The organism is Pseudomonas eucalypticola, from assembly GCF_013374995.1.
GTDB lineage: Bacteria > Pseudomonadota > Gammaproteobacteria > Pseudomonadales > Pseudomonadaceae > Aquipseudomonas > Aquipseudomonas eucalypticola.
In genome coordinates, this window is the sequence record NZ_CP056030.1 from 2657491 (window position 1) to 2670339 (window position 12849).

The 12849-nt window shown below is 65.7% G+C and carries 14 protein-coding genes; 9 read left to right on the forward strand and 5 right to left on the reverse strand.

Going from position 1 to position 12849, the window contains the following annotated elements:
• The first annotated feature begins 3 nt into the window (after positions 1-3).
• From HWQ56_RS11990 to HWQ56_RS12025, 8 genes are all read left to right on the forward strand, one after another.
• Positions 4-435: a VOC family protein gene (locus HWQ56_RS11990; protein ID WP_176570616.1), complete on the forward strand. Its 432-nt coding sequence runs from the start codon at positions 4-6 to the stop codon at positions 433-435.
• On the forward strand, positions 432-1415 hold the full coding sequence (locus HWQ56_RS11995) for a fumarylacetoacetate hydrolase family protein (RefSeq protein WP_158154872.1): 984 nt from the start codon (positions 432-434) through the stop codon (positions 1413-1415). The genes HWQ56_RS11990 and HWQ56_RS11995 overlap by 4 nt, the downstream gene beginning before the upstream one ends.
• Before the next feature lie 2 nt (positions 1416-1417).
• A complete protein-coding gene (locus tag HWQ56_RS12000) occupies positions 1418-2353 on the forward strand; it encodes an NAD-dependent epimerase/dehydratase family protein (RefSeq protein WP_176570617.1) in 936 nt (311 codons plus the stop codon).
• 49 nt (positions 2354-2402) lie between these two features.
• A complete protein-coding gene (locus HWQ56_RS12005) occupies positions 2403-3638 on the forward strand; it encodes an MFS transporter (protein WP_158154870.1) in 1236 nt (411 codons plus the stop codon).
• Between the two features lie 85 nt (positions 3639-3723).
• Positions 3724-5178, forward strand: coding sequence for a carbohydrate porin (locus tag HWQ56_RS12010; protein ID WP_176570618.1), 1455 nt, complete (start codon positions 3724-3726; stop codon positions 5176-5178).
• Between the two features lie 14 nt (positions 5179-5192).
• The gene (locus tag HWQ56_RS12015) at positions 5193-5936 is read left to right on the forward strand and encodes an SDR family NAD(P)-dependent oxidoreductase (protein ID WP_176570619.1); all 744 of its coding nucleotides are present in this window, start codon (positions 5193-5195) and stop codon (positions 5934-5936) included.
• A gap of 243 nt (positions 5937-6179) precedes the next feature.
• Positions 6180-7154: a VOC family protein gene (locus HWQ56_RS12020; RefSeq protein ID WP_158154867.1), complete on the forward strand. Its 975-nt coding sequence runs from the start codon at positions 6180-6182 to the stop codon at positions 7152-7154.
• Positions 7155-7174: 20 nt separating this feature from the next.
• Positions 7175-8362: an alpha/beta hydrolase family protein gene (locus tag HWQ56_RS12025; RefSeq protein WP_158154879.1), complete on the forward strand. Its 1188-nt coding sequence runs from the start codon at positions 7175-7177 to the stop codon at positions 8360-8362.
• A gap of 59 nt (positions 8363-8421) precedes the next feature.
• Here HWQ56_RS12025 and HWQ56_RS12030 read toward each other — a convergent pair whose 3' ends face one another.
• Together HWQ56_RS12030 and HWQ56_RS12035 are read right to left on the reverse strand one after the other, a co-directional pair.
• Entirely contained in the window at positions 8422-9093 is a 672-nt protein-coding gene (locus HWQ56_RS12030; RefSeq protein WP_176570620.1) for a class I SAM-dependent methyltransferase, read from the reverse strand.
• 22 nt (positions 9094-9115) lie between these two features.
• A complete protein-coding gene (locus HWQ56_RS12035; protein WP_158154865.1) occupies positions 9116-9952 on the reverse strand; it encodes an aldo/keto reductase in 837 nt (278 codons plus the stop codon).
• A gap of 182 nt (positions 9953-10134) precedes the next feature.
• Between HWQ56_RS12035 and HWQ56_RS12040 the strand changes: the two genes are divergently transcribed.
• Positions 10135-10899, forward strand: coding sequence for a hypothetical protein (locus HWQ56_RS12040; RefSeq protein WP_176570621.1), 765 nt, complete (start codon positions 10135-10137; stop codon positions 10897-10899).
• A 33-nt stretch (positions 10900-10932) separates the two neighbouring features.
• Here the strand turns inward: HWQ56_RS12040 and HWQ56_RS12045 are convergent, their stop codons facing one another.
• The 3 genes from HWQ56_RS12045 to HWQ56_RS12055 all read right to left on the reverse strand — a co-directional run bounded on the left by HWQ56_RS12045 (position 10933) and on the right by HWQ56_RS12055 (position 12731).
• On the reverse strand, positions 10933-11403 hold the full coding sequence (locus HWQ56_RS12045; protein ID WP_158154863.1) for a winged helix-turn-helix domain-containing protein: 471 nt from the start codon (positions 11401-11403) through the stop codon (positions 10933-10935).
• A gap of 102 nt (positions 11404-11505) precedes the next feature.
• On the reverse strand, positions 11506-12345 hold the full coding sequence (locus HWQ56_RS12050) for an AraC family transcriptional regulator (RefSeq protein WP_176570622.1): 840 nt from the start codon (positions 12343-12345) through the stop codon (positions 11506-11508).
• A 128-nt stretch (positions 12346-12473) separates the two neighbouring features.
• On the reverse strand, positions 12474-12731 hold the full coding sequence (locus tag HWQ56_RS12055) for a type B 50S ribosomal protein L31 (protein WP_158154861.1): 258 nt from the start codon (positions 12729-12731) through the stop codon (positions 12474-12476).
• Positions 12732-12849: the final 118 nt, after the last annotated feature.

A 12849-nucleotide genomic window follows, 5' to 3' on the forward strand; every position in this document is an offset into this window, starting at 1 on the left:
CCCATGTTCGTGATCAAACCCCATCACGGCGGCATCAGCGTGCCCAGCCTGGATGAGTCGATTGACTGGTACCGGCACATGCTCGGCTTCGAGCTGGAAAGCCTCGCCTTCATCGAGCAGATTCCGGCGCACATCGCGTTCATCCGCAGCGGCGACTACCGCCTGGAGCTGTTCCAGCTGGCGCAGGCCAAGCCCTTGCCGGCCGAACGCCGCGAGCCGCACCTGGACCTGCAGACCCACGGCCACAAGCACCTGTGCTTCGCCGTGCAGGACGCCCCGGCCGCCTTCGCCGCGCTGCGCGCCAAGGGCGCCGACATCGTCTTCGAGAACGTCATCGACGGCACGCCCATGGGCTTCCTGCGTGACAACAGCGGCAACCTGCTGGAACTCATCCAATACCCGGCCCTGTGGGCCGACCAAGGAGCACCCCTATGAAACTGGCCACCCTCAAGGACGGCAGCCGCGACGGCCGCCTGGTCGTGGTATCCCGTGACCTGCGCCGCGCCGTGCTGGCGTCGGGCATTGCCGCCACGCTGCAGGCCGCCATCGAAGACTGGGCGCGCTGCGAGCCACTGCTGCAGCAACTATCGGCGGCGCTGAACGGCGGCCGCGCCACCCAGGCGTTCGATTTCGAGCCGCGCGAGGCCATGGCGCCGCTGCCACGGGCCTACCAATGGGCCGACGCCTCGTCGTTCCTCAACCACGGCATGCTGATGGAGCGTGCGTACAATCTGGACATCAAGAAAGACCCCGGCGTGCCTATTATCTACCAGGGCGCCGGCGATGATTTCCTCGGCGCCTGCGACGACTACCCGGTACCCGGTGAAGAGCATCAGATCGATTTCGAAGGGGAGGTCGCCGTGGTACTCGATGACGTGCCCATGGGCATCCAGCCTGCCCAGGCGGCTGGGCATATCAAGCTGTTGATGCTGCTCAACGACGTGAGCCTGCGCGCGCACCTGTTCAAGGAAGTGAGCATCGGCTTCGGCCCGCTGCGGGCCAAGCCCAGCACTGTGTTTGCGCCGGTGGCGGTCACCCCCGATGAACTCGGCCCGGCGTGGAGTGAAGGGCGGGTGAAGCTGCCCATGCACGTGCAGTGCAACGGCGCGCGCTTTGGCGAGCCCAACGGCGCCGAGATGGACTTCAGCTTCCCCGAGCTGGTGATGCACCTGGCCCGCACCCGCAAGCTGGGCGCCGGCACGGTGCTGGGCTCGGGCACTTTCTCCAACCGCGACTACAACGTCACCGGCTCCGCGTGCCTGGCCGAGCGCCGGGCGGTGGAGACCATCGAACAGGGCGAGGCGAAGACGCCGTTCCTGAAGTTCGGCGACCGCCTGCGCTTCGAGATCTTCGGCCTGGACGGCGCCAGCGTGTTCGGCGCCATTGACCACCGCTTCGTACCGGCGCAGGTGTAACCATGCACATACTCATCACCGGCGCCAACGGCTTCGTTGGCGCCACCCTGGTGCAACGGCTGCTCAGCGATCCGGCGGCGTTGCCGGGCTGGACCCAACTGACCCTGCTGGACCTGACGTTCGATAAACCCGTCCACGACCCGCGCGTGCGCTCGCTGGCGGGCAGCATTGACGACAGCCGCCTGTTGGCCGACGCCTTGGAAACCCCGGTGGACGTGGCGTTTCACCTGGCCAGCGTGCCCGGTGGCCTGGCCGAGCGTGATTACGCGCTAGGCCGCCGCGTGAACCTGGATGCCACCCTGGCCATGCTGGAAGGGTTGAAAGCCCAAGCCACGCCTGCGCGGGTGGTGTTCGCCAGCACCATCGCCGTCTACGGCTCGCCGTTGCTTGAGACGGTGGACGACCACACGCCGCTGCGCCCGCAGCTGAGCTACGCCACCCAGAAACTGATGGGTGAACTGCTGATCGACGATTTCAGCCGCCGTGGCTGGATCGACGGTATCAGCCTGCGCCTGCCCGGCATCGTCGCGCGGCCGCCAGCGCCCTCGGGGCTGCTGTCGGCGTTCATGAGCGAGGTGTTCTGGAAACTCAAGGCTGGCCAGCCGTTCGTGTGCCCGGTGTCGCCGGGTGCGCAGGCCTGGTGGATGTCGGCGGCGCGCTGCGTCGACAACCTGCTGCACGCGGCCCGCGTGCCCGCCCAGGCGTTGCAGGCGCGGCGGGTGTTTGCCTTGCCGGTGCTGCATTTGAGCCTGTTGCAGTTGATTGATGGGTTGTGCCAGCGTTTCGGCGAGGACCGCCGGGCGTTGGTCAGTTATGAACCCAACGAAGCCCTGGAAGCGAACTTCGGCCGCTACCCGCCGTTGCACGCCGAAGCGGCCGAGGCGTTGGGGCTGCGCCATGACGGCACGTTGGAACAATTGATCGCAAATACCGTGTAGCAGCGGCCGTTTGACGTTTCACCACCAATAATAACAATCCGGAGAGGCCATGAACGCTCCCAGCCGTGTCACCCAGTCCAAGGCGACGTTCGCCACGTACCTGCTGTTGCTGATCAACTGCCTGTCGCCCATGGCAGCCATCGTCGTGGCGCCCAGCCTGCCGCAGATGCAGGCGCATTTCGCCGGGGTGCCCAACGTCGAATTCCTCATTCCGGTGGCGCTGACCATCCCGGGGCTGCTGGTGGCGCTGCTCAGCCCGGTGGTCGGCATCCTCGCCGACCGCTACGGGCGCAAGCGCCTGCTGGTGGCGTCCATCGTCGGCTATGGCATCTTCGGCTTGCTGCCGATGTTCCTCGACTCGCTGTACGCCATCATCGTCAGCCGCGTGGCCCTGGGATGCGTCGAATCGGTGGTGGTGACGGTCAGCACCATGCTCATCGGCGACTACTACAGCGGCGCGCAGCGGCAGAAGTACCTGGCCCTGCAGACCACCTTCGCCTCGTCCTCGGCCATCCTGTTCTTCATGGTCGGCGGCGCCCTGGGCGAGATCGGCTGGCGCGCACCCTATGTGGTGTACGCCGTGCCGCTGCTGCTGGCGCTGGTGAGCAAGGCGCTGCTGTGGGAACCCAAGGCCGCGGCCATGGCCGACGCCGAAGAGCGCGGGCCGCTGGTGAGCTTCCGGCCACTGGTGCTGCTGGGCATCTGCGTGGTCACCTTCATTGGCGCGGTGATGTTCATGATTCTGCAGATCCAGATGGCCTACCTGCTGGGCGACATCGGCGAGCACTCGCCGCAGACCGCGGGCCTTGTGGCCTCGGCCTGCAGCGTGATGATCGTGCTTGGCACCCTCAGCGTGCACATGCTCGCCCGGCTGGGGCTGCGCATCCCGCACTGCCTGGCGCTGGCGTTTGGCCTGATTGCCGCCAGCTTCATCGCCATCCCGGCCATGCACACCTGGCAAGGCATCATGGCCGTGGCCCTGGTCAACGGCCTGGGCTGCGGCCTGATGCTGCCCACCCTGGCCATCTGGAACATGCGCGAACTGCCCTGGCAGCGCCGCGGCCTGGGCACCGGCATGTGGTACGGCAGCTACTGCCTGGGCATGTTCTTCAGCCCCTTGCTGGTGGTGGCAGTCAGCAAGAGCAGCGGCAGCCTGGCCACCACCGTCAGCTGGGCCGGTGGCCTGTGCGTGCTGGTGGTGCTGGCGGCGCTGGGCGCCAGCCTGGTGAAGCGCCGGGCGCAACGCGATCTGCAACTGGCCGCGGTCAACCTCGAAGACGCCTGACCCGCTGAACCCTTGATAAACCCCTGGCGCGCATGCGCGCCGGGGCGGGCAGCCTCATCCTGAAAACAACAAAAAGAGACCGAACATGAGCAATCGAGTGGCGTTTGGCTGTGCCCTGATCATCACCCTGGCAGGCCCGGTAATGGCCGATGAGCCTGCACCTGTACAAGGCCCGGTGGCCGATACCATGGCCACTGAATACCCCAACCAGAAGATCGGCCCGCGGGTGCTCAACGTCGAGAACAACGTGCCGGCGTCCAGCGGCAAGCTGCTGGAGGAGCAGGGCAAGTGGCTGAACGACCACGGCATCAGCCCGCACCTGTCGATGACCGAAATCTACCTGCGCAACCCCAGCGCGGGGCTGAGCACCGGCAATCACGAGGCGCTGACCCTCTTCGCCATCGGCAGCGACTTCAACCTCGACAAGCTGGTGGGCATTCCTGGCGGCACGCTTCACTTCGAGCAGCTGTATGTGCCGTGGACCAGCAACCTGGCCTACGGCACCCAGGTCGGCGACGTCATAGCCGGCAAGCCGGGGCCGTACATTCCGCGGGTCAGCCATTTAACCCTATTCACCTACGAGCAAAAGCTGCTCGATGACAAGCTGGCCATCGAGGTGGGCAAGAGCAATGCTGGCAACTACTTCGCCCTGCCGCTGTGCAACGTGCCGCTGGGCTGCGTCAACGCCATCCTGCAGGACACCGCCGGCATCAACCCGCCGCCCTACGCCAACTGGGGCGCACGCATCGGCTACGACCTGACCCCGGCCCTGCGCGCGCAGGTGGGCGCCTGGCGCAGCAACAACGCCTACCCGTTCACCAACGGCTGGGAGCGCAGCAGCGGCGACAGCGGCGGCACCCTGAGCACGGTGTACCTGGCCAACCTGGCCTACCGCACCGACTACCACATGGAAGCCTACCCGCAGACCTACGAGATCCTCGGCTTCCACAACAACGGCGAGCAGACCGACCCGTACTACACCGTCAACGGCACCTCCAAGGTGCAGGACAGCACCGCGGCGGCGCGCACCAGCAAGGGCGTCAGCGGCTTCTACCTGGGTGCGAAGAAGACCTTCTGGCGCCAGGACGGCGGCAAGGGTAACGACGTCAATCCGACCGCGCTGACCGCCTTCGCCAGCTTGACCCACACCGTCGGCCAGGACACCGCCAACGGCGTCGGCACCCAGGGCAACGCCGGGCTGATCCTGTCGGCACCGTTCCGCAGCCGGCCGTTCGACAGCTACTCGGTGAACGTCAACTGGGCGCAATTGACCACCCGCGAACAGCGCTTCCTCGAGGAAGCCCACGAAGCCGTCGGCGCCGGCAGTTACAGCCCCGGCCGCAACGAATACGGGGTGTCGCTGGACGCCAACTTCGTGCTCACCGACAGCATCGTGGTCAGCCCATTCGTGCTGCGCACCTGGGGTGCCAGCACGTGGCTCAACCCCTACAGCACCGTCAGCCCGCGTGACGGCTACGCCGCCGGGCTGCTGTTCCACATCCAATTCGACGAACTGCTGGGCCTCAACGCCCATCACTGACCAGGAGCTTTGCCATGACTGAACACCTGCAATCACGCGTGGCGCTGATCACCGGCGCCGCCGGCGGCCTGGGCCACGCCTTTGCCCTGCGCCTGGCCGCCGCCGGCCTGCACATTGCCGTGGTCGATTGCGTCGACACCGGCCCCACGGTGCGCACCATCCAGGCCCAGGGCGGCACCGCCCAGGGCTTTCACTGCGACCTGCGCCAACCCGAGCAGATCGCCTACCTGGGCCGCCAGGTGCTGGAGCATTTCGGCCGCTGCGACGTGCTGGTCAACAACGCCGCGTGGATCCCGCTCAAGTCCCTGGACGAGACCAGCCTGCTGGACTGGAGCGACTGCCAGGCGGTAACCCTGGACGCGCCGTTCCTGCTCAGCCAGCTGTTCGCCCCGGGCATGCGCGAGCGCGGCTGGGGGCGCATCGTCAACTTGGCGTCGAGCAACACCGGCCGGCCGCAGAAGGGCTTTCTGGCCTACATCGCGGCGAAGATGGGTGTCATCGGCCTGACCCGCGCGCTGGCGGTGGAACTGGGCGAGCACGGTGTCACCGTCAACGCCATCTCCCCGGGCCTGATCCGCCACCCCGGCAGCGCCGCGGCGTTGCCGGCGCAGCTGTTCGAGCAAGTACGCGCCAGCCAGATGATCAAGCGCAACGGCGTGCCGGAGGATTTGTGCGGGGTGCTGGCGTTCATCGCCTCGGATGAGTCCAGCTACATGACCGGCCAGGTCTTCAACCTCGACGGCGGCTTCGTCCTATGAATTGACACCTGTGGGAGCTGGCTTTCCAGCGAGCTTTTAGGGCCTCAACAGCTCGCTGGCAAGCCAGCTCCCACAGATATTCAGTCTGCAGGGGTATCAGGGTTAATGCATCCACGCCATGGATGCATCCCATGCCTACAAACGATTGGTTTCCGCACGCCGGGCTTCGTACGCTGGCCGGGCAAGCGCATTCTACAAGGACAATAACAATGCACCGCAACTCACGATTCCAGGAGGCCTGACATGGCGATCATCGGCATCGACACCCTGTTGTACGGCGTCGAGGACCTGGCCCGGGCCTCGCAGTTTTTCGACGATTTCGGCCTGGTGCGCCTGAGCGCCAGCGACGACGAAACCGTCTACCGGCTTGACGAAGGCTCGACCGTCATCGTCCGCGCTTTGGAGCACTCGTCCATCCCTGCCTCGCGCTACGAGGGCTTCGGCGTCAAGGAAACCATCTGGGGCGTGGATAACGCCGAGAGCCTGCGCCGCCTGGTGGACGACCTGGCCCGCGACCGCGAAGTGCGCCTGGGCGACGACGGCGCCTGGCACTTCCTCAGCGACTGCGGCCAGGCCCTGGGCCTGCGGGTGTTCATACGCAAGAAGGTGACGTATGCCCCGGACCCGATCAACGCCGCCGGCAACGTCAACCGCCTCAACCAGCACCGCAAGTGGCGCACCCGCGCGCGGCCCAAGACCATCAACCACGTGGTGTTCGCCGTGGACGACTACTGGGCCAGCTTCGCCTTCTTCCGCGACCGCCTGAATTTCCGCCTGTCCGACCACCAGAAAGGCGTGGGCACCTACCTGCGCGCCGACGGCGCTAACGAACACCACAATACCTTTCTGCTCAACAACAAGGCGCCAGGCGCCGGTGGCGTGCCGCGTTTTCATCACACCTGCTTCGGCGTGGAAGACTTCGACGAGGTGATGGTGGGCTCCAACTACATGACCCGGCGTGGCTGGCAGCATGGCTTCCTCGGCACCGGCCGGCACCGCATCGCCTCGGCGATTTTCTGCTACTTCAACTCGCCCACCGGCGGCGAGGCCGAGTACGGCGCCGACACCGACTACCTGGACGACAACTGGGTGCCCCGCGAGTGGGAATTCCGCTTCGGCACAGCGCAGTGGATGGGCAACCCGCCCGCGTTCATGCAGGACGACATCCCGTGGGACGTGAGCTTCTACCAGGGCAGCGAACCGGCCATGCGCCGCTGATCACCATAAGGAAAACCATGATGTTCCAGTATTTCGAGACCAACTACGTGTGGAGCCTGGCGGTGGCGGCGGCCATCGAGATGGGCGGCAAGATCGGCGAAATCGAGGCCATGTGCCGGCCGCTGGTGGAGGTGGCGCGCCAAGGCGACGACGCTGGCACCCAGGCGTTCCTCAAGGCCTGGGAGGCGGGTGGCGACAACCTCGTGGCCCTGGCCGAGGAAGACAAGGCCGCCGGCCGGCTGTTCAGCGCGGGCGACAAGCTCAACCGCGCCGCCGTGTACTTCATCACCGCCGAGCGCATGCAGGCCCACGGTTATGCGCCGCGCAAGGCGTTGTACGCCAAGTTCCTGCAAACCTTCGCCGAGGGGGCGCGGCTGGCGGGCGAGCCGTTGCAGCGGGTGGAAATCCCTTACCACGGTACGCACCTGGCCGGTATCTATACCCCGGCTGAAGGCGTGCAGGGGCCGGCGCCGTGCCTGGTGATCATCAATGGCCTGGACAGCACCAAGGAGATGGTCTACCGCGCAGGGCTGTTCCCGCAACTGCTGGCCAAGCGCGGCATCGCCAGTGTGTTTCTCGACCAGCCGGGCACAGGCGAGGCGCTGCGCCTGCACGGCATGACCGCCGTCGCCAACACCGAGGTGTGGGCGAGCAAGGTCGTGGACTATCTGCAAACGCGCGCCGATATCGACCCCCAGCGTATCGGCCTGCTGGGCGTATCCCTGGGCGGCTATTACTGCCCGCGCGCGGTGGCCTTCGAACCGCGCTTCGCCTTGGGTGTGGTATGGGGCGCCAACCACAACTGGGGCGAAATGCAAAAACGCCGCCTGGCCCGCGAAGGCGAGCGCCCCGTGCCGCATTACTGGGAGCATGTGCGCTGGGTGTGGGGCGCGGCCGACATGGACGCATTCATGGCCATTGCCGAACAGGTGCACCTCGATGGCGTGATGGAGCGCATCAAGGTGCCGTTCCTGGTGACCCACGGCGAGGCCGACCGGCAGATTCCACTGGCGTATGCGCATCAGTCCTTCGATCAGCTGAGCGCCAGCCCGGACCGTGAGTTGAAGATTTTCACCCCGCGCGAGGGTGGCATTCACCACAGTAGCCTGGACAACACCGCCAATGCGGGTGCCTGGATTGCCGATTGGGTGGCACAGAGGCTGGGCGGCCGGGTAGGCGGTACCTGCGGTGTACCGGCTGCTGCGTAGCGTTCATGGCGCGCTCAGGTGCGCGGCACGCCGTGTAACCGTGTTCGCCACGCTGTGCCTCAATCCCGCTTCGCCCCAACCAACAATAGCGCCTGCGGCACGGCGCTCTGCGGATGCTGAGGTTCCTGCACCTCCGCCAGCGCAAAGCCGGCCATCTCCAACGCACGGACCCAGCTGGACAAGGTACGGAAGTACCAGGGCATGGGTTGCCACTGGCCTGGGAACCCGGCAAAGGTTTCCTCGCGCCAGCCGTCCTGATAATCACCCGCCGATACCGCCCACGGGTGCAGCGTCTGAATCACCAGGGCACCGCCGGGGATAAGCCGAGCGTGCATGGCTGCCAGCAGGGGAATGATGTCCTGGTGCAACAGCGCGAAGTTGGCGCACACCAGGTCATACCCGTTGCCGATGTCGACGTGCCCCTGCACCAGCGCCTCATAGCTAGCCACCTGCACCGCAGGGGAGCCTGCCGCGCGAGCGGCTTGCACCAGCGTGACGTCGCCGTCCACGCCTACCGCCTCGATGCCGCGCTGCGCCAGTGCCCGCAGCAACCAGCCCTCGCCGCAGCCCAGGTCAAGCACGCGGGCGGGTTGGCGGCCCAGCACGGCCAGGATCACGGCTTGGTCGGTCACCTGCCGGCGGCTTTCAATACTGCCGCTGCGCAGGGCGTCTATCCAGGCATGGGCGTTGTGGTGCCAACTTTGCAGCAGGCGCGATTCGGGCGAGAGCATAGGCGTGTCCAGGGTAGTGGTTTCAGATCCCCATTTCGATGGTTTCCGGGTCGGGTCCCAGCCGCCCGGTCTGCTTGAGCTGGGCGATTGCCTCCAGCTCCTGAGGGGTGAGCTCGAAATCGAACACATCGATGTTCGCGGCAATGCGCTGGGCATTGGACGAGCGTGGAATCACCACATGACCATTGTGCAGGTGCCAGCGCAGGATCACATGGGCAGGGGTTTTCCCGTGGCGCTGGGCAATGTCCGCGAACAGCGGCAGTTTCAACAGCTCACCGCCCTGGCCCAGCGGGCTCCAGGCCTCGGTGACGATGCCCTTTTCACGGCACCATTGGCTGAGCGCATGCTGATTGAAGTCGGGGTGGATTTCGATCTGGTTGACCGAGGGCACCACCCCGGTGTCATCGATGATGTGCTCCAGGTGTTCGACATTGAAGTTGGACACACCGATGGAGCGCACCCGGCCTTCCTGCTGCAACCGCACAAAGGCTTTCCAGGTGTCGCGGTACGCACCCTTTTTCGGGATGGCCCAGTGAATCAGGTACAGGTCCAGGGTCTCCAGGCCCAGGCGCTCCAGGCTGGCATCGAAGGCGCGCAAGGTGTTGTCGAAGCCCTGGTCGGCGTTCCACAATTTCGTGGTAATGAAAATCTGCTCGCGAGCCAGGTCGCTTTCGGCGACCGCGCGGCCGACGCCGGCCTCGTTGCCGTAGATCATCGCCGTATCGATGTGCCGGTAACCGGCCGCCAGCGCGGCCTTGGACGATGCATACGCTTGTGCGTCATCGAGTTGCCAGACGCCCAGGCCCAGTTGCGGGATCTGTACGCCGTCGTTGAGGGTAATCAGTGGGGCGGATGGCATGATGGTCTCCTGAGCGGTCTTGAATGAAGGTATGTAGGTTCGAGCGAGCGGTAGCCGATAAAGTTGCGGTGAATGTGCCGTGAGTGTCCGCCTGGCCATCGCGCTGATAAAAAACGCCTGCGCCGGGCTCGCTTCCATTAGCATGAAGGCCGCCAGAATAACGGACCCGCACGAACCTCTTGATGACTGTCTTCTACCTTAAATTATTCTTCACCCCCGCACTCATGCTCGCCATCTCCCTGGCCGGCCAGCGCTGGGGCGCGCGCCTTGCCGGGCTGCTCTCCGGACTGCCGGTGACTTCCGCGCTGGTGATGCTGTTTCTCAGCCTCGAGCAAGGCACCGACTTCGCGTTGGGCGCCGTACCGGGCGCGCTGGCGGGGGTCGCCGCGGTTCAGGCGGCGTACTTGTTCTACTTCATCACGGCGCGACGTGCCGGCGTGCCGGCCGGTTGCAGCGCCGCACTGCTGGTGTATGGGCTCATGGCGTGGCTGATGAGCCAGGAAGGGCACCTGGCCGTCTGCGTGCTGGTCGCCTTGTCGCTGATCACTGCAGTCATCGTCTTGACCTCCCGACAACCTCAGGCGCCCGCTGCGCGCCTGGTGAGGGTGCCGCGCTGGGTCATCCCGATGCGCATGCTCAGCGCCACCCTGTTGCTGCTGGCCATCACCGCCAGCGCCCGATGGTTGGGGCCGGTGGCCAGCGGTATGCTTGCGCCGATCCCGGTCATCGCCTGGCCGCTGACGGTCTTTGCCCATGTGCAGGGTGGGCCCCAGGAAATGGCCAAGATCGTCAGGGGCAACGCGTTGGGGGGCGTGGGCGTGCTGGGCTTCTACCTGGCGCTGGCGTTCACCCTGGCCCGGTGGGGCGCCGGGCTGTCCATCGCCGCGGCGGTAGGGCTCGCCGTCGCGGCGACGTTCATGTTGGCGCGGGTGCTGGACAGGCGCTGACCGCCAGGCTGGCACCACGCCAGCGCCGGTCGATCACGGCACCACCAGGTGCTCGGGCAGGTCGATCTGGAACCGGACGTTATGGGACTCGAACTCCGCCACCTTGCTCAACAGCGCGTCGATGAAGCATTTCATCGCGTGCTTGCCTTGAACGCGGCTCACCAGCCCGAGTGATTCGACATAGGTCAGTTCGAGCACGCCGGGGGGTGTATCGAGCGTCTCGAGGTTGAGCCGGTAGCCCTTGTTGGGCACGGTCTCCAGTACCTTGCGATCGAGCCCCAGGTATTTGCGCAGGGTGTGCACCTGCACCGCGAGGTTGTTTTCCTCGACGATGACGTCGGGCCACGCGGCGTCCAGCAGCGCCTGTTTGCTCACCACACGGTTGGCGCTGACCAGCAGCGCCTCCAGCACGTCGAAGGCCCGCGCCCCCAAGGGCACGGCTGTGCCATGGACGACCACCTCGCGGCGTGCGAGCGAGACAGTGGCACTCCCTATACGAATCATGGCCGGCTTTCCGTCAGTTGCTGTGCGAGGGCCATTGTCGCCGGGAATGGCCGAGGTCCATCGCTTGATTGGGCCATCGAAGCGCCCGATCGGGCCTTGTCCTCATCGCCGCAGGCGGAGTTGACTGGGGCTTACGCCCAAGTGGCGCTGGAACAAGCGGGCCAGGTAGGAGGGCGACTCCAGCCCCACCGCCAGGCTGACCTCCAGGACGGACAGCGAGGTGCCGGCAAGCAGCCGCGCGGCAGTGTCGACCCGGGTGCGATTGATGAAGTCCAGCAAGGGCTGGCCGGTATGGGCCTTGAACAGCCGCGACAGGTGGCGCCGAGACAAGTGAAACTGGTGGCCGACCGCATCCAGGCTCAGGTCGGTGTCGAGGTTTTCCCGCACATAACGCTGGATGTCACGTACCAGCGCGGCTGGCGCGTGGCGCGGGTTCGGTGGCGGTTGGGTGGGATCAGCGGCGGCCATCAGCCGCGCGCACTCGTTGAGCAGCAGGTGATTGAGGTGCGGCAGCTGGCGTTGGAAGGCCTGGGGTTCGGTGCTGCGCTGCAGTTCGTCGTGCAAGCGCAGGATGCTGCCAAGGCCTTCGCTGGCTTGCCAGGTGCCGGAGCGGGCCAGTTGCTTGCCGATCGCGCAGGTGCCACAGGCCTTGGTGTGATGGCTGACGTAGGCGGGGTCTATGTACAGCGTCAAATGGCGTTCCCGGCCGGGTGCTGCCTGGGTCGCATGCGCGAATTCGGCGGGTACGAAACTGAAGGCGTGGTTGGAAACGTGAGTGACCTGAGTGCTTTCAGTGGACAGGAACAGACTCCCTTCGCGCGGCAACAGCAGCATCGCACCGTCGTGGGCATGCCAGTCCATGGCATAGCCCTGGGTGTCGCTGGTCTCCAGGTAAAAGACCTCGGGTGATGTGCCGGTAAGCTTGGGCGACAGGTAAGCCATGCAGAGTCCGTGGGGCGATGTGCCGATGCCCCGCAACGCTAGCTGAAAATGACCTGTGCCACCAGTGGCAGTATGGTTGGCCGCACCGGGGGAGCGGGCGCCGGCTCGGGAAGCAGGCGCTGCGGGGCTTACTTGGCCAAGGTCGAGTGTGCGAAGCGCTTGTTGAACCCGGCGATACGGCCTTCGGTTTTCGCCTGGCGTTCCTTGCCGGTGTACACCGGATGCGAGGCGCTGGAAATATCCAGGGTCACATAGGGGTAAGTGACGCCATCGGTGTGGGTGAAGGTTTTGTCGGTGTCGGCGGTGGAGCCGATCAGCCAGAAGCTGTCGGCGCCCACATCGTGAAACAGCACGGGGCGGTAGTGAGGGTGGATATCGGGTTTCATGATCGTCTCCAGAACGTTATAACGTAACTATATTGATCTGAATCGAGCTGACATGCAACTGTTTCGCGCACCGAAGCCGTCGGCGCACCCGTCTGGCGACGGCGGTGGGCATTGCGCA